Consider the following 16,406-nt stretch of genomic DNA (forward strand, 5'->3'; position numbering starts at 1 on the left):
CTCATCTTTGAGAGGGTGAAGGCGCAGCTGAAGGCTCAGCTTGGCGCGGAAGTCTATGCGAGCTGGTTTGGCCGCATGAAGCTCGACGAGGCCTCCAAGGGCCTGGTGAGGCTTTCTGTGCCCACGGCGTTCCTGAAGACCTGGATCAATAGCCACTATCTCGACGCCATCTCCAATCTGTGGAAGCGCGAGGATCCCTCGGTCCTGCGGATCGAAGTCATCGTACGCAGCGCCACGCGCCAGCTTAAGGTCGCACCGGAGACCGAGCCGTCCTTCCGCAAGGCGGCTCATCAGGCCCAGACGGCGATCGCCAGCGGCACGCTGCCGGCCAACCGCAACGAACGTACGGCGCCGGCGCGCCCGGCGGTCAGCGAACCCCAGCAGAAGCAGAGCGTGCTCGGTTCGCCGCTGGACCAGCGCTACACGTTCGAGTCCTTCGTCGAAGGCCCCTCGAACCGCGTGGCGTTCGCAGCGGCCCGCGCCGTGGCGGAATCCGGCTCGAATGCAGTGCGCTTCAATCCGCTGTTCCTCCACGCCTCCGTCGGCCTCGGAAAGACGCACTTGCTGCAGGCCATCGCGGCTGAAGCGCTGCGCAACAACCCGAAGGGCCGCGTTGTCTACCTGACGGCGGAATATTTCATGTGGCGCTTCGCCACCGCGATCCGCGACAACAATGCGCTGACGCTCAAGGAGCAGCTGCGGGACATCGACCTGCTGATCATCGACGACATGCAGTTCCTGCAGGGCAAGTCGATCCAGCACGAGTTCTGCCACCTGATCAACATGCTGCTCGACAGCGCCAAGCAGGTGGTCGTGGCCGCCGACCGCCCGCCGGCGGAGCTGGAATCGCTCGAGCCCCGCGTGCGCTCGCGCCTGAACGGCGGCGTCGCGCTCGAGATGGCGGCGCCGGACTATTCGATGCGCCTTGCCATGCTGAAGCAGAGGCTGGCGAGCGCCAAGGCCGATGACCAGTCGATGTCGATCGGCGAGGACATCCTCCATCACATCGCGCAGACCATAACCGGCAGCGGACGGGAGCTCGAAGGGGCGTTCAACCAGTTGCTCTTCCGGCAGTCCTTCGAGCCGCAGATCACCATCGACCGTATCGACGAGATCCTAGGCCACATCTACCGCGCCGGCGAGCCCAAGCGCGTCCGCATTGAAGACATCCAGCGCATCGTGGCGCGCCACTACAACGTCTCCAAGACCGAGCTTCTGTCGAACAGGCGCACGCGCACCATCGTCAAGCCGCGCCAGATCGCCATGTATCTTTCGAAGGTGATGACGCCACGCTCGCTTCCGGAAATTGGCCGGCGTTTCGGCGGGAGGGATCACACCACGGTGCTCCACGCGGTCCGCAAGATCGAGGACCTGTCCGGAGGCGACAACACGCTAGCTCAGGAGCTGGAACTCCTGCGCAGGCTGATCAACGAGCAGGCCTAGCAGCCAGCCGTGCGCATCGACCAGCAAGCTGGCTGGAGCTAGGCCGGGGATAGATGCGGCGGACCGCCCGCCCCCGGCGGGTGTTATCCCCAGGCCGCCCGCGGCGCGATGCAAATCAGCGCCGCGGGCTTGCGTTTCCTGAGCATTTCCTGTCAGTCTCTGCCGGAATTCAACTGCTTTAAGCCGTTTGCGGCTGTCCGATAGGGACAGGCGCTGGCGATCGAACCCGAGCCTTGTCATGCGTGTTGTCCTCGAACGCTCCAACCTCCTGAAGTCCCTAAGCCACGTTCATCGTGTCGTGGAGCGGCGCAACACGATCCCGATCCTGTCGAACGTCCTCCTCAACGCCGCGGGCGCCAGCCTGGACCTGAAGGCGACCGACCTCGACCTCGAGATCACCGAGGCGATCGCCGCAGTGGTGGAACAGGCAGGCGCGACGACCGTCCCTGCGCATCTGCTCTACGACATCGTGCGCAAGCTCCCCGACGGTGCGGAGGTGATGCTGAAGACCGACGACGACGGTAACTCGATGACTGTCATCTCCGGCCGGTCGAGCTTCCGTCTGCAGTGCCTGCCGCAGTCCGACTTCCCGGAACTGACCGCCGGCTCGCTCTCCCACACCTTCCGCCTGGAATCGGCCTCGCTCAAGGCGTTGATCGACAAGACCCAGTTCGCGATCTCGACGGAGGAGACGCGCTACTACCTCAACGGCATCTACCTGCACACGCTGGAGATCGGCGGCCAGCTGAAGCTGCGGGCCGTGGCGACCGATGGCCACCGCCTGGCGCGTGCGGAGATCGAGGCGCCTGCAGGCTCCGAGGGAATGCCGGGCGTCATTATCCCCCGCAAGACGGTCAGCGAGTTGCAGAAGCTGGTCGACGACCCGGACGTCGTGGTGACGGTCGAGCTTTCCGACACCAAGATCCGCCTCACCATCGGCAGCGTGGTGCTGACGTCCAAGCTCATTGACGGCACTTTCCCGGACTACCAGCGCGTCATTCCGACCGGAAACGACAAGCAGCTGATCCTCGACCGGCAGACCTTTGCCCAGGCCGTGGACCGCGTGTCCACGATCTCTTCGGAGCGCGGGCGTGCGGTGAAGCTGACCATCGGCAACGGTCAGGTGACGCTTGCCGTGAACAATCCGGATTCCGGCAGCGCCACCGAAGAGCTGGCCGCCGACTACTCGTCAGATCCGCTCGAAATCGGCTTCAACGCGCGCTACCTGCTCGACGTGGCCGCCCAGCTTTCCGGCAGCGAGGCCAAGTTCATGTTGGCCGACGCCGGATCGCCGACGCTGATCCACGACACCGCGGACGAGCGCGCGCTCTATGTGCTGATGCCGATGCGGGTGTAGCGCGCCGTATCCGGCGCATGCCCAGCAGCACATCGGCCAGCCTCATGGACCCGCAACCTTATCTGAGCCGGCTGCAGCTCACCGACTTCCGCAACTACGCCCATCTGGCCGTCACGCTGCGTCCGGGGCCGGTCGTGCTGACCGGCGAGAACGGCGCCGGCAAGACCAATCTTCTCGAGGCAGTCTCCTTCCTGACGCCCGGCCGCGGCCTGCGCCGCGCCACCCTCGAGGAGATCGCCCGTGAGGGCGGCGGACCGGGATTTGCCGTCCACGCACGTCTGGAAGGGCCGTTCGGCGACTGCGAGATCGGCACCGGAACGGCTGGAAACGCCGCCGGCGAAGGCGGACGCAAGGTGCGCATCAACGGTGCGACGGCCCGATCGGCGGACGAATTGCTGGAATGGCTGCGGGTGGTGTGGCTGACGCCGGCCATGGACGCGCTCTTCGTCGGGCCGGCAGGCGACCGCCGCCGCTTCCTCGACCGGCTGGTGCTGGCGGTCGATCCGCTCCACGGGCAGCGCGCACTCGACTACGAGAAAGCCATGCGCGGGCGCAACCGCCTGCTCGCCGAAGAGCAGCGGGACGGCGCATGGCTCGACGCGATCGAGCTGCAGATGGCGGAGACCGGTGTCGCCATAGCCGCCGCGCGCGCCGAGATGGTGCGCCTGCTTGCCGCGATGATCGCCAAGCTGCCCGACGACGGACCCTTCCCGCATGCCGACATCGAACTGGCCGGCACGCTGGAAGCGGAAATCGGCTCTCTGCCGGCGGTTGAGCTGGAAGAGCGGTTCCGCGAGGCGCTGGGGCGCGGGCGGGAACGCGACCGCGCAGCCGGACGAACGCTGGAAGGCCCGCACCGCTCGGACATACTGGTGCGCCATCGGCCGAAGGACATGCCGGCCGCGCTCTGCTCGACAGGCGAGCAGAAGGCCCTCCTCGTCGGCCTCGTGATCTCGCACGCGCGCTTCTGCGGCGAGATGTCGGGCGCGGCGCCCGTCCTGCTGCTCGACGAGATCGCCGCGCATTTCGACGCCGGCCGGCGGGCAGCGCTCTTCGGCATACTCGAGGAAATCGGCGGCCAAACCTTCATGACCGGCACCGAACCGGCCCTCTTCTCCAGCCTGAAGGGCCGTGCGCAGTTCCTCACCGTCGAGCACGGCACGATCCGGCCCACCGAGGGGCACTGACACGACGGCCTATGGACGCTATGGTCGGCTCATGGACAGGCACGACACACCGCCGCTTTCCGATGAAGAACTCGAGCGCTACGCGCGGCACATCGTGCTGCCCGAGGTCGGCGGCCCCGGCCAGCAGGCTCTCAAGCGCGCCCGTGTGCTGATCATCGGCGCCGGCGGTCTCGGCGCACCCATCCTCGAATATCTGGCGGCAGCGGGCGTGGGCGCGCTTGGCATCGTCGATGACGACACGGTTTCCCTCTCCAACCTGCAAAGACAGGTGATCCACGGGACGGAGGCTTTGGGCCTGGCGAAGGGGGAGAGCGCGAGGCGCACCATCGCGCGCATCAACCCGCATGTTGCGGTGGAACTGCACCACCTGCGCCTCACCGCCGACAATGCACGTCCGCTCGTCGCCCGCTACGACATCGTGGCGGACGGTTCGGACAATTTCGACACGCGCTATGCGGTGGCTGACGCCTGCGCGGCGGAGGGGGTCGCCCTTGTGCACGGCGCGGTGGGACGTTTCGACGGCTCCCTGACGGTGCTGAAGCCTTTCGAACAGGACGCTCGCGGCAAACCCAATCCGACCTACCGCGACCTCTTCCCCGAACCGCCCCCGGTCGGGCTGGTGCCTTCCTGCGCGGAGGCGGGCGTGCTGGGCGCACTGACCGGGGTCATCGGGACACTGCAGGCAATGGAGGTGATAAAACTCATCACCGGCATCGGCGAGCCGCTGGTCGGCCGCCTGATGCTCTACGACGCGCTTGCGGCACGCTTCGACACGGTGAAATACGGCCGCGCTCCCGAATGAACCTCCCCGGCCCCGTGACGGTTCGGCGCCTGCCGACCGACTTCAGCGACTGGGCCGGCCTGCTGGCGCTTATCCTGCGCGCATTCGACTACATGAATGGCCGCATCGATCCGCCCTCCTCCGCACTCGCGCTCACCCCGGAAACGCTGCGCGACAAGGCCCAGGCCGAAACTGCCTTCCTCGCCCATATCGGCGATCGCATGGTCGGCTGCGCCTTCCTGGCGGAGAAGGCCGATCACTTCTATCTCGGCAAGCTGGCTGTCGATCCGGACAGGCAGCGCCGCGGCATCGGCAGGGCATTGATGCAGGCCGCCGAGGCGCACGTGCGGGCCGCCGGCAAGCCCGAGATCGAACTGCAGACGCGCATCGAGCTGACCGGGAACCACCGCGCCTTCGAGCGGCTCGGCTACCTGGAAACCGCGCGGACCGCGCATCTCGGCTACGACCGGCCGACCACCATCACCATGCGCAAGGCATTGCGGTGAGCCTGGCGCTGACGGCGCAGGAGCGGGCGACCGCGGCCGGCGGCGACGGGGCGGCGATGGCGATGCGCATCGTCGCCGAAAGCGCGAGACTGCTCGGCGCGCCGCGCCTCCTCAAAATCGCCTCGGCCCACATCGACGGAGCGCTCTATCACGGCGATTCCGGCACGCTGTTCGCCGAGCGGCTGGTCGAAGGCCGCGCAAGGGTCGCGGTGCGCGCCACCCTCAACGTCGGCGCCCTGGATCTCATAGGTTGCTCGCGCGTGCGCCTGGAAGAGCCGCAGCGGAGCATGGCGCGACGGATGATGGAGGCCTACGGCAAGCTTGGATGCGAGCAAAGCTGGACCTGCGCGCCCTACCAGGCAGGACACCGGCCAACCGCCGGGACGGACGTCGCCTGGGGCGAGTCCAACGCGGTCGTGTTCTGCAACTCGGTCCTCGGCGCGCGCACCAACCGCTACGGGGACTTCCTAGACATCGCCTGCGCAATCGTCGGCCGGGCGCCCGACTACGGATTGCATCGGCCCGAGCACCGTCGCGCGACGGTCGTTTTCGATGTCGGCGACCTTCCGGCCGCCTTCCTGGCGTCCGAAACCGCATGGCCCGTGCTCGGCAGCCTGTACGGCCGTTCCGTCGGAAACGCGATTGGCGTGGTGAAGGGCGTTTCTGCTCACCCCGGCGAGGATGCGTTGAAGGCATTCGGCGCGGCCGCCGCCTCCTCCGGCGCAGTCGGGCTCTTCCACATCGCCGGCGTCACGCCCGAAGCCCCAAATCTCGAAACCGCCCTCGGTGGCGAGCCTGCCGAAGCAACCATCCGCGTCACGTCCAAAATGGCGGCGGACGCGCTCGGAAGACTGTCGACGGCCGAGCGCCCCGACCATATCGACGCGGTGGCGATCGGCAGTCCGCACCTTTCCCTGCATGAGTTCGACGCGCTCGAGCGACGCCTGGCCGGCCGCCGGCTCGCGGTGCCGCTCTATGCTTGCAGCGGACGCCATGTCGTCGAAGAGCTTGACCGGACCGGCCGCCGCAAGGGGCTGGAGGCGCTGGGCGTCGTGCTCGTGGCCGACACCTGCGTGGTCGTCACCCCAATCATGGCGGACATTGCCGACGGGGTACTGATGACCAATTCGGGCAAGTTCGCCCACTATGCGCCGGGCAACACGGGATATGCCGTGGTCTACGGGTCCCTCGCAGACTGCGTCGAGAGCGCGGTCGTGGGGCGACCGATGATCGGGGAGAGCCTGTTATGACCGGCGTCCTGCCAACCGGGCTACACCTGTCCGGCGACGTGCTCGTCGAAGGGCTCGGCGGCAGCGGGCCGGCGCTGGTGCTCTCCGCTCCCATCAGCTTCTGGGGCGGGGTCGACGCGAAGACCGGACGCATGGTCGACGTGCGCCACCCCGAATGCGGCCGATCGATCGCAGGACAGGTTCTATTCGTGCCTGGAACGATCGGCTCGTCCTCTGCGTCTGCCGTGCTGATGGAACTGGTCCACAACCGCAAGGCGCCCGCCGCGCTCGTCCTGCACGAACCCGATGCGATCCTGCTTCTGGGCCTGATCGTGGCGCGGGAGATGGGTTGGCGGACGCCGGTGGCGGTGAAGCTCGACCGCGCCGACTTCGGAAAGGTCGAGGGACGGCAGGTTGCCGTCAGCGTCAGCGGCGCGATCGATATCGTGGACCGCTAGACCCTGTTCGGCAGCACCCGGTCCGGCGGGCGGTGGCCGTCGACGAAGGTGCGGATGTTGATGATCACCTTCTCCCCCATATCGATGCGGCCTTCCATCGTCGCGGAACCCATATGCGGCAGCAGCGCCACCTTGCCCTTGTGGGCGAGCCTCAGCAGCTTCGGATTGACCGCCGGCTCGTGCTCGAACACGTCGAGCGCCGCACCCGCCAGCTTGTTTTCCTGGAGAAGATGGATCAGCGCCTCCTCGTCGATGATGTCGCCGCGCGCCGTGTTGACGATGTAGGCCGAGGGCTGCATCAGCGCCAGGCGTCGGCCGGACAGCAGGTGGAACGTGGCCGGCGTCGACGGGCAGTTGACGGAGATGATGTCCATCCGGGCGAGCATCTGGTCGAGGCTCTCCCAATAGGTCGCCTCCAATTCGTCCTCAACCGCGGGGTTCACCCTGTGGCGGTTGTGGTAGTGGATCGACAGGCCGAAGGCCTTGGCGCGGCGCGCGACCGCAGTGCCGATGCGGCCCATGCCGACGATGCCCAGCCGCTTGCCCCAGATCCTGCGTCCCAGCATCCAGGTCGGCGACCAGCCGGCCCACTTCTGGTTGCCGCCGAAGATGCCGGCGCCCTCGATCAGCCGACGCGGGACGGCCAGCATCAGGGCCATGGTCATGTCCGCCGTGTCCTCGGTCAGGACATTGGGCGTATTGGTGACCGTTATGGAGCGCTTGGCCGCCGCGCTGACGTCGATGTTGTCGACGCCGTTGCCGAATGTCGCGATGAGGCGCAGCCGCTCGCCGGCCTGCTCGATCAGCGCAGCGTCGATCCTGTCGGTCACGGTCGGCACGAGCACGTCGGCCTCCTTGACCGCCGCGACAAGCTCGGGCTGGGTCATCGGGCGGTCGTCGACATTCAGGCGGGCATCGAAAAGCTCGCGCATGCGGGTTTCGACCTGGTCCGGCAGTTTCCGCGTGATGACGACCAGTGGCTTCTTTCTGCCGGCCATTGTTCCCTCGAATCCGGGTCCTGTTGAGACCTCTTTAACCAAGTCCGGCGAGACTGGAAACCGGCCCCGACCCCGCTCATCTCTAACAAGCGGTCGGGCCGATGACAAAGAAAAAGGCCGTGGCCGCGGCACTCCACACGTTCTGAGGATAACGACATTGTCCCGTTTTGCGCCGCTCCGCTCGATCGTATCGGCAGGCTGCGTGGCAGCCTTGCTGTCCGTCGCCAATGGAGCGCTCGCGCCGGAGGCGTTCGCCGCCGCCGACCAGAACGTCGCGCGCGGCCCGAGCGGCCTGCCGCTGCCGCGTTTCGTCAGCCTGAAGTCCGGCCGCGTCAACTCGCGCGTCGGCCCGGGCGTCACCTATGCGGTCGACTGGCTCTACATGAAGGCCGGACTGCCGATGGAGATCATCCAGGAGTACGACAACTGGCGGAAGGTGCGCGATTCGGACGGCGCCGAGGGGTGGATCAACCAGTCGCTGCTGTCGGGCAAGCGCACGGCGATCGCCGCGCCATGGCAACGCGGCAAGGACGCCCGCATCGCGCTGCGGTCGGAGCCCAGCGAGACGGCATCGACTGTGGCCATCCTCGAGCCCGGCGTGATCGGCGCCATCAAGACGTGCAACGGCAACTGGTGTGAGATGACCTTCAGCGGCCATACCGGCTGGGTCACCCAGACGCAGGTCTGGGGCGCCTATCCCGGCGAAACCATCAAGGATTGAACGCGGACGCGGTCAATCGCGTTTCGGGCGAAGCCGAATCACGATGTCCACGTTGGCGATTTCCATGCCTTCCGGCGGCTCGGGAAGGCTCTCGACGCGCACCGGCCCCGGTGCAATATCGAAGACGCGGTTCTCGCCCTCGACAAAAAAATGATGGTGATCCGAGGTGTTGGTGTCGAAGTAGGTTCTTGACCCTTCGACCGCGAGGATGCGAAGCAGGCCAGCCTCGGTGAACTGGTGCAGCGTGTTGTAGACGGTCGCAAGCGATACGGGCACGCCGGCGAGCAAAGCCTCCTCATGAAGTTCCTCTGCAGAAAGGTGGCGGTCGCCCTTGGCGAACAGCATCGAGGCGAGCGCAACCCGCTGGCGCGTGGGGCGCAGCCCCGCGTCGCGGACTCGCTGATCGATCGATTGCGGCTTGGCCGTCAGTTGCCTATCCTCTCGCCCATCAGAGTATCGTCGACGGCAAGCATGGAAACCAGCCGAAAACAAGGTGTTTGCGACATATATTCGGTCGGGCGCGCCCGATCAATAGCGCACATTGACCACCCCCGGCCGGCGCGCTAAGCGCTAATTCCTGTTTCCGGCGTGAAACAATCTGTAATAAGAACGGCGCACAGAAGCGAACCGCGCGCCGAACCGGGAGTCGACATGGCAGAGCCGAAATCCAGCTACGACTACGAAGATCTGCTGGCCTGCGCCCGCGGCGAGCTGTTCGGCCCGGGCAATGCCCAACTCCCCGCCCCGCCCATGCTGATGTTCGACCGAATCACGGAGGTCAGCGAGACCGGCGGCGCCTTCGACAAGGGCTTCATCCGCGCCGAGTTCGACATCAAGCCGGATCTCTGGTTCTTTCCCTGCCATTTCATCGGCAATCCGATCATGCCCGGATGCCTCGGCCTGGACGCCATGTGGCAGCTCACCGGCTTCTATCTCGGCTGGCTGGGCGAGCCCGGCAAGGGCATGGCGCTCTCCACCGGAGAAGTGAAGTTCAAGGGCATGGTCACGCCCTCCGTGAAGAAGGTCGAGTACGGCGTCGACTTCAAGCGCGTGATGCGCGGGCGACTCGTTCTCGGAATCGCTGACGGCTGGCTGAAGGCCGACGGCGAGCAGATCTATACGGCGACGGACCTCAAGGTCGGCCTTTCCAAGCAGTCCGCGGCCTGACGGACGACGCACAGCATCTTACGAGGAGCCCAAGAATGAGACGAGTCGTTGTGACGGGCCTCGGCATCGTGTCCTCGATCGGCAATGACGCCGCGGCGGTGGAAGATTCCCTTCGCCAGGCCAGATCCGGCATCAGCTTTTCGGACGAATTCGCCGAGCACGGTTTCAAGTGCCAGGTGTGGGGTCGCCCCACGCTCGACCCGGCGGAACTCGTCGACCGCCGCGCAATGCGCTTCCTGCACAAAGGCGGCGCATGGAACCATGTCGCCATGCAGCAGGCGATCGCCGACTCCGGCATGGAGGAAGGCGACATCACCAACGAGCGCACCGGCATCATCATGGGTTCCGGCGGACCGTCGACCAAGACCATCTTCGAGGCGGCGGAGATCACGCTGAAGAACACCAGCCCGAAGCGCATCGGCCCATTCGCCGTGCCGAAGGCGATGTCGTCCACGGCCTCGGCGACGCTTGCCACCTGGTTCAAGATCCACGGCGTCAACTACTCGATCTCGTCGGCCTGCTCGACCTCGGCGCACTGCATCGGCAATGCCTACGAGCTCATCCAGTGGGGCAAGCAGGACATGATGTTCGCGGGCGGCCACGAGGACCTGGACTGGACCATGTCGAACCTGTTCGACGCCATGGGCGCCATGTCCTCGAAGTACAACGACCGTGCGGCGATCGCCTCGCGCGCCTATGACGCCGATCGCGACGGCTTCGTCATCGCCGGCGGCGCAGGCGTGCTGGTGCTCGAGGAACTCGAGCACGCCAAGGCGCGCGGCGCGAAGATCTATGCGGAGATCGTCGGCTACGGCGCGACATCCGACGGCTACGACATGGTTGCCCCGTCGGGCGAAGGCGCGGTGCGCTGCATGCGCCAGGCGCTTTCCACGGTCAAGGGCGACGTCGACTACGTCAACACGCACGGCACCTCGACACCTGTCGGCGACTCCAAGGAGATCGGCGCGATCCGCGAAGTCTTCGGCGACAAGATCCCGCACATCCAGTCGACCAAGTCGCTGACCGGGCATTCGCTCGGCGCGGCCGGCGTCCAGGAGTCCATCTACTCCATCCTGATGATGCAGGCGGGCTTTATCGGCGAAAGCGCCCACATCGAGACCCTCGATCCAGAGTTCGAAGGCGTGCCGATCGTTCGCCAGAGAATCGACAACGCCAAGATCGACACAGCGCTGTCGAACTCGTTCGGCTTCGGCGGCACCAACGCGACGCTGGTCTTCCAGCGCTATGCGTGAGGGATAGGGAGTAGCGAGTAGATGGATATGCCTGCACGCTTCTCCGCTCCCATTTCCCGCGCTCACTACTCGCTATTCACTACTCCCTGTTCGCTCACTTCTGAGGATTGCTCGGCATGACCGCATTGATGAAGGGCAAGCGCGGCCTCATCATGGGGGTCGCCAACGACCATTCGATCGCCTGGGGGATCGCCTCGAAGCTCGCCGAGCACGGCGCCGAACTTGCCTTCACCTATCAGGGCGAAGCCTTCGGCAAGCGGGTCAAGCCGCTGGCCGAGAAGATCGGCACCAAGCTGATCGTCCCCTGCGACGTCGAGGACAGCGCGTCGGTGGCGGCCACGTTCGACACCCTGAAATCGGAATGGGGCGGGCTCGATTTCATCGTCCACGCCATCGGTTTCTCCGACAAGAACGAGCTCAAGGGCCTCTACGCCGACACCACGCGCGAGAACTTCGTGCGTACCATGGTGATATCCTGCTACTCCTTCACGGAGGTGGCGCGGCACGCCGCCGAGCTCATGCAGGGCGGCGGATCGATGATCACCCTGACCTATGCGGGTTCCGTGCGCGTCATGCCGAACTACAACGTCATGGGCGTCGCCAAGGCCGGCCTTGAGGCCAGCGTGCGCTACCTGGCGAACGACTACGGCCCGCGCGGGATCCGCGTGAACGCGATTTCGGCGGGACCTGTGCGCACACTCGCCGGCGCCGGCATCTCCGACGCGCGCTACATGTTCTCCTACCAGCAGCGCAACGCGCCGCTGCGAAAGACCGTTTCGCTGGACGAGATCGGCGGCTCCGCGCTCTATCTGCTGTCGGACCTCTCCGGCGGCGTCACGGGCGAGATCCACTATGTCGATTCCGGCTATCACATCGTCTCGATGCCGACGATGGACGAACTGAAGCGTACGGACGCGGGGAAAGACTGAACGGGTATCGCTAAACTTGGACCATTCGGCGGAAACCGCCGTTAAGGGTTGACGCGATAGAACCCGTGGATTCGGGGACCCACATGCCGCAGTTCAAAAATCCGCATCGAAGCACGCTGTTCCGGTTGACCACGATCGCCGCCTGCGGCATCGGCAGCCTTGCCATGGGCATGTGGGGGCTGCAAATCGCCTTCGGCTCCAATGCGACCTTCATTCCGGCCGAGACGGCCGGCGCCATCATCGCCGCGCTTTTCGTGCTTGGCTCAAGCTGTGCCGCACTGGCGTTTTTTGCTGGCGTCGACGAATCCCTCCAGTACGTCCATCAGGAAACCCAGCTCGACAAACTGACCGGCCTCCACTCGCGCCGGGCGATGATCGGTCGCGTCGCCACGGCAGGCGCAACAACCGAGCGGACCGGCGAAAGCGTGTTCCTGATCGACGTCGACATCGATCGCTTCAAGCAGATCAACGAGGCGATCGGCTACGGTCAAGGCGACGAGCTTATCCGCACCTTCGCCCGGAGGCTTCAAGATGCCCTGCCGCGAAACGCCGAGATCGGGCGGCTCGGCGCGGGAGAGTTCGGCATCCTGATAAAGGACGACGAGATCGACCTGCCCATCGAGGCGTTCGTCCAGGCGCTGATCGATCGTCTGATGGAGCCCTATCAGTTGGCAACGCACCTGCAGTCTGTGAACGTCTCGCTCGGATTGGCAGCGGTGACCGGGGACGGCGACGATCCCGTCCAGGTCCTGCGGTGCTCCAGCCTGGCCCTGCAGCATGCGCGGGCGACGGGACTCGGCGGCTGGGCGATCTTCCACCCGGACATGGGCAGGGTCGCCGACCACCGGCAATGGGTCGAGTCCGAGCTGCACACCGCTTTCGAACGCGGCGACTTCCACCTGCATTACCAGCCGCAACTCGACCTGCAGTCTGGCAAGACCGTGGGCTACGAGGCGCTGATCCGTTGGAAGCACCCCGAACGCGGCATGATCCCGCCCAACGAGTTCATCCCGATCGCCGAGGAGACCGGGATGATCTTTCCGATCGGAAGCTGGGTGCTCAGAAAGGCGTGCTCCGATGCGCGCCTCCTGCCCGACGACTGCTTCGTCGCCGTGAACATCTCGCCGGTCCAGTTCATGACACGCGACTTCCTGACCGTGGTGCGCCAGGCGATCCAGGCCACCGGAATCGCACCGAGCAGGCTGGAGCTCGAAGTGACTGAAACCGCGATGATGCAGGACCGCGAGCGCGCGGCGGTCGTGCTCAAGGAGCTTGCAGGAATGGGCATTTCGGTCGCCGTGGACGACTTCGGCACCGGCTACTCGAACCTCAGCTATCTGATCGACTTCCCGTTCCGGAAGCTGAAGATCGACCGTTCCTTCGTGAGCCGGATGGAAACGGATTCGAACAGCGGCGCCGTCGTCTCCACCATCGTTGGCCTGTCGCGGGCGCTCGGCGTTCGCACGATCGCGGAAGGCGTCGAGACGGAGAGTCAGGCCACGCTTCTGAAAGCGGCCGGCTGCGAAGTCGTGCAGGGCTATTTCTTCGGACGTCCTGGCCCGCTGCAACTGCGTGACAGCGCCGAGACGGCTGCCGCCGCAAGCGCCACCATGCACTGACGCACTTCGCCTCGTCAGTTCCCGGGCGAGGTAAACTGCATGGTGTAGACGGTGCCTGCGATCCCCTGCGCCAGCGCAGGTGACAGTTGCAACGGCATGCACTGCTCCACCGCCTGCACGGCCGCCTCGACGAACGACTTCCGCGCCTTTTCGTCTCCACTGACGCTGATGGCGGTCGGTTTCGGCGTCCCCAGCAGGCTTCCGTCGCGCTTGATGCCGAAGCTGAGCGTGACGGAAGCGCCCGCCGGCGCGCCGGATGGCGGCGTCCAGCATCTCTGGATCGCGGCGCCGACATCATCCATGGTGTTGAGAGTGTCTGCCCGGGATTGGTCGGTTCCGACGAGAACGACGCCCGCAAGCATGGCCGGTACGATGAACGTTTTCATCAACGCTCTCCATTTAACCGCCCAAGACCAATAGCATGGCCCAAGAAACGGCAAAAGACGTCGGCGGCGGAGCCAGCACGCGGAACGCAGGCGCGCCGGGCGTCATCGCTTGGCGCGGAGCACCTTGAAGCCCTGGTCCTCGGCAAGCTTCTGGACAGCCGAGAACGCCCCAGACAGGGAAGCCTCGTAGGGCAGCTGACGGTTCGCGACGACCAGCAGCTGCCCACCCGGCTTCAGCGCGCGGGCGGCCGCACCGATCAGCGCCTGGCCGAGACCAGGTTCGGCCGCGCGTCCGGTGTGGAAGGGCGGGTTCATGACGATGGCGTCGTAGCGCTCGGCGACCGGCTCGACGACGAGATCGTGCCAGTAGAAGCCGGCCGTCGGCGCTGCAGGCGATCCGGCCAGGGCTGCGCCGAGATTGGCTCTGGCAGCCTCCAGCGAGGCGAAATCCGCCTCGTAGAGATCCAGCGATTTCACCTTGCGGCAGCGTTCGGCGACCTCGACGGCGAGGTAGCCCCAACCGGCGCAGAAATCCGCCACCTTGCCGGCAAGCTCGGCCGGCAGGTGCTGCGCCAAAAGCTTCGATCCGGCATCGACGCGATCGTGCGAGAACATGCCCGGCGCGGCGGTGAAGCGGCCCTCGACGAGCACGGAACCGTTCTCGGCGCGCAGCGCCTCGATGGCGGGCTGCGGATCGGCGGGCCGCCGCAGCCATAACGCGACGCCGTGATACTTCGAAAGGCTGCCCTCGACGGCAAACGATCCGCTGAGCCGCTTTCTCAGACTGGCGACGCCATCCTCCTTGCCCCCGGCCACGACGATCAGCGCGCCGGGACCGGTCCGCTCGAGCGCGTCAGCGACCCTCAGCTCGTTCAGGCCGCGATGCCTTCCGCAGAGCACCAGGGCGGCCGTGAAGCACTCCCCCGATACGGTTTGCGAAACGTCATGTCCGGCCTTGACCAAGGCGCTGAAATGCGGCCGGAACCCCTGCACGAGCGTCAGTTTCCCGCCGAAACCGTCCGGCAGGACAAATCCTGGCTCGGCGCCGAGGAAGAGCACGCGCGCATCGTCGCCGGGAGTTTCGAGCACGTCCGCTTCGAACGGGTGGAGCAGCGTGGCGAGAGCCTCCCGCGTCATGAACGTCCGCCGCGCGAAAGAACTTTGCTTTGATGGGTCATAGGCCGTAGCAATAGAGAGGTTCGCGACCGCTATAGCGCTGCGGCGCAAGACAAGGAACATGCCATGTGGCCAGATCGCCGGATCCTCGACCTCTTTGGCATCGAGCTCCCCATCCTGCTCGCGCCGATGGCCGGTCCGGTGCTCTCCGACATGACGGTCGCCGTCGCCAATGCCGGCGGCCTCGGCGCGCTGCCTTCAGCCATGCTGGGCCTCGAACAGGCGCGCGCCGAGCTCGAGAAGGTGCGCAGGGGTACCAACCGGCCGGTCAACGTCAACTTCTTCTGCCATACGCCGGCCGCCCTCGACGAAGCGCGCGAAGCCACATGGCGGGAGCGCCTGAAGCCCTACTATGTCGAGCTGGGGATCGACCCCTCGGAGCCCATGCCGGTCTCCAATCGCACGCCCTTCGACGCGTCGTTCTGCAGACTCGTGGAGGAATTTCGCCCTGAGGTCGTCAGCTTCCATTTCGGGCTTCCCGAGCCGTCGCTGATGCAGCGCGTCAAGGCGACCGGCGCCAGGGTGATCTCCTCCGCCACAACCGTGCGCGAGGCGATCTGGCTGGAGCAACATGGGTGCGACGCAATCATCGCCCAGGGGTCCGAAGCCGGCGGCCATCGCGGCATGTTCCTCGACACCGACGTATCGAAGCAGGTCGGAACTATGGCCCTGGTACCGCAGGTCGTGGATGCAGTGAAGGTTCCCGTCATCGCCGCCGGCGGCATAGCGGACGGCCGCGGCATCGTCGCCGCCCTGGCGCTTGGGGCCTCGGCCGTGCAGATAGGCACCGCCTATCTGTTCTGCCCCGAAGCGAAGGTGTCGCCGATCCATCGCGAGGCGCTGAACCACGCCTATGACGACGAGACGGTGCTCACCCGCATCTTCACCGGCCGTCCGGCCCGCGGCATCGTCAACCGCATCATCCGCGAGGTCGGGGCAATGTCCGATGTGGCGCCTGCATTCCCGCTGGCCGGCGGCGCGCTGATGCCGCTGCGCGCCAAGACGGAAGCGTCCGGATCGGGCGACTTCATGCCGCTCTGGTCGGGACAGGCGATGCGGCTCGGCCGCGCGTTGCCTGCGGCGGAGCTCACGCGGACGCTGGCCGACGAGGCGCAGGCGCTGCTCAAACGGATGGGCTCCGTTTGAGCAACAGCCGATTCAGGCGGACCCGGAAACAGAGGAACGAAAGCAAGGTC

General features: G+C 66.1%; 17 protein-coding genes. 13 read left to right on the forward strand and 4 right to left on the reverse strand.

What is annotated here, in order from left to right; genetic code table 11:
* Nucleotides 1-3: 3 nt before the first annotated feature.
* The 7 genes from dnaA (at nt 4) to PD284_RS00035 (ending at nt 6,961) form a co-directional block, all read left to right on the forward strand.
* Nucleotides 4-1,443: a chromosomal replication initiator protein DnaA gene (dnaA, locus tag PD284_RS00005; protein WP_274630488.1), complete on the forward strand. Its 1,440-nt coding sequence runs from the start codon at nt 4-6 to the stop codon at nt 1,441-1,443.
* A gap of 238 nt (nt 1,444-1,681) precedes the next feature.
* The gene (dnaN, locus tag PD284_RS00010) at nt 1,682-2,800 is read left to right on the forward strand and encodes a DNA polymerase III subunit beta (RefSeq protein ID WP_274626194.1); all 1,119 of its coding nucleotides are present in this window, start codon (nt 1,682-1,684) and stop codon (nt 2,798-2,800) included.
* Between the two features lie 44 nt (nt 2,801-2,844).
* Nucleotides 2,845-3,987, forward strand: a complete 1,143-nt coding sequence (recF, locus tag PD284_RS00015) for a DNA replication/repair protein RecF (RefSeq protein ID WP_274626195.1) — start codon at nt 2,845-2,847, stop codon at nt 3,985-3,987.
* A gap of 31 nt (nt 3,988-4,018) precedes the next feature.
* The gene (locus PD284_RS00020) at nt 4,019-4,789 is read left to right on the forward strand and encodes a molybdopterin-synthase adenylyltransferase MoeB (protein ID WP_274626196.1); all 771 of its coding nucleotides are present in this window, start codon (nt 4,019-4,021) and stop codon (nt 4,787-4,789) included.
* A complete protein-coding gene (locus PD284_RS00025; protein ID WP_274626197.1) occupies nt 4,786-5,274 on the forward strand; it encodes a GNAT family N-acetyltransferase in 489 nt (162 codons plus the stop codon). The genes PD284_RS00020 and PD284_RS00025 overlap by 4 nt, the downstream gene beginning before the upstream one ends.
* Complete coding sequence (locus PD284_RS00030) at nt 5,271-6,524, forward strand: aconitase X catalytic domain-containing protein (RefSeq protein ID WP_274626198.1); 1,254 nt, start codon at nt 5,271-5,273, stop codon at nt 6,522-6,524. Before PD284_RS00025 ends, PD284_RS00030 begins: the two co-directional genes overlap by 4 nt.
* The gene (locus PD284_RS00035; protein WP_274626199.1) at nt 6,521-6,961 is read left to right on the forward strand and encodes an aconitase X swivel domain-containing protein; all 441 of its coding nucleotides are present in this window, start codon (nt 6,521-6,523) and stop codon (nt 6,959-6,961) included. The genes PD284_RS00030 and PD284_RS00035 overlap by 4 nt, the downstream gene beginning before the upstream one ends.
* Here PD284_RS00035 and PD284_RS00040 read toward each other — a convergent pair.
* Entirely contained in the window at nt 6,958-7,959 is a 1,002-nt protein-coding gene (locus PD284_RS00040) for a 2-hydroxyacid dehydrogenase (RefSeq protein WP_274626200.1), read from the reverse strand. The genes PD284_RS00035 and PD284_RS00040 overlap by 4 nt on opposite strands.
* Nucleotides 7,960-8,116: 157 nt before the next feature.
* Between PD284_RS00040 and PD284_RS00045 the strand changes: the two genes are divergently transcribed.
* Entirely contained in the window at nt 8,117-8,680 is a 564-nt protein-coding gene (locus PD284_RS00045) for an SH3 domain-containing protein (RefSeq protein WP_274626201.1), read from the forward strand.
* 12 nt (nt 8,681-8,692) lie between these two features.
* On the opposite strand, the gene irrA is transcribed toward PD284_RS00045, so the two are convergent.
* Nucleotides 8,693-9,088 carry an iron response transcriptional regulator IrrA gene (gene irrA / locus PD284_RS00050; protein ID WP_274630489.1) on the reverse strand — a complete coding sequence of 132 codons (396 nt, stop codon included), beginning with the start codon at nt 9,086-9,088 and terminating at the stop codon, nt 8,693-8,695.
* 243 nt (nt 9,089-9,331) lie between these two features.
* On the opposite strand from irrA, the gene fabA reads away from it, so the two are divergent.
* The 4 genes from fabA (at nt 9,332) to PD284_RS00070 (ending at nt 13,648) form a co-directional block, all read left to right on the forward strand.
* Entirely contained in the window at nt 9,332-9,847 is a 516-nt protein-coding gene (gene fabA / locus PD284_RS00055; RefSeq protein WP_274626202.1) for a 3-hydroxyacyl-[acyl-carrier-protein] dehydratase FabA, read from the forward strand.
* Between the two features lie 35 nt (nt 9,848-9,882).
* Nucleotides 9,883-11,100, forward strand: a complete 1,218-nt coding sequence (gene fabB, locus PD284_RS00060) for a beta-ketoacyl-ACP synthase I (RefSeq protein ID WP_274626203.1) — start codon at nt 9,883-9,885, stop codon at nt 11,098-11,100.
* A 116-nt stretch (nt 11,101-11,216) separates the two neighbouring features.
* The gene (gene fabI / locus PD284_RS00065; protein ID WP_274626204.1) at nt 11,217-12,029 is read left to right on the forward strand and encodes an enoyl-ACP reductase FabI; all 813 of its coding nucleotides are present in this window, start codon (nt 11,217-11,219) and stop codon (nt 12,027-12,029) included.
* An 83-nt stretch (nt 12,030-12,112) separates the two neighbouring features.
* The gene (locus PD284_RS00070; protein ID WP_274626205.1) at nt 12,113-13,648 is read left to right on the forward strand and encodes a putative bifunctional diguanylate cyclase/phosphodiesterase; all 1,536 of its coding nucleotides are present in this window, start codon (nt 12,113-12,115) and stop codon (nt 13,646-13,648) included.
* Nucleotides 13,649-13,662: 14 nt separating this feature from the next.
* Here the strand turns inward: PD284_RS00070 and PD284_RS00075 are convergent, their stop codons facing one another.
* Together PD284_RS00075 and PD284_RS00080 are read right to left on the reverse strand one after the other, a co-directional pair.
* Nucleotides 13,663-14,034: an energy transducer TonB gene (locus PD284_RS00075; protein ID WP_274626206.1), complete on the reverse strand. Its 372-nt coding sequence runs from the start codon at nt 14,032-14,034 to the stop codon at nt 13,663-13,665.
* 102 nt (nt 14,035-14,136) lie between these two features.
* A complete protein-coding gene (locus tag PD284_RS00080) occupies nt 14,137-15,171 on the reverse strand; it encodes a class I SAM-dependent methyltransferase (protein ID WP_274626207.1) in 1,035 nt (344 codons plus the stop codon).
* Nucleotides 15,172-15,276: 105 nt separating this feature from the next.
* On the opposite strand from PD284_RS00080, the gene PD284_RS00085 reads away from it, so the two are divergent.
* Nucleotides 15,277-16,356 carry an NAD(P)H-dependent flavin oxidoreductase gene (locus PD284_RS00085; RefSeq protein ID WP_274626208.1) on the forward strand — a complete coding sequence of 360 codons (1,080 nt, stop codon included), beginning with the start codon at nt 15,277-15,279 and terminating at the stop codon, nt 16,354-16,356.
* Nucleotides 16,357-16,406 lie beyond the last annotated feature (50 nt).

The organism is Mesorhizobium shangrilense (genome assembly GCF_028826155.1).
GTDB lineage: Bacteria > Pseudomonadota > Alphaproteobacteria > Rhizobiales > Rhizobiaceae > Arvimicrobium > Arvimicrobium flavum.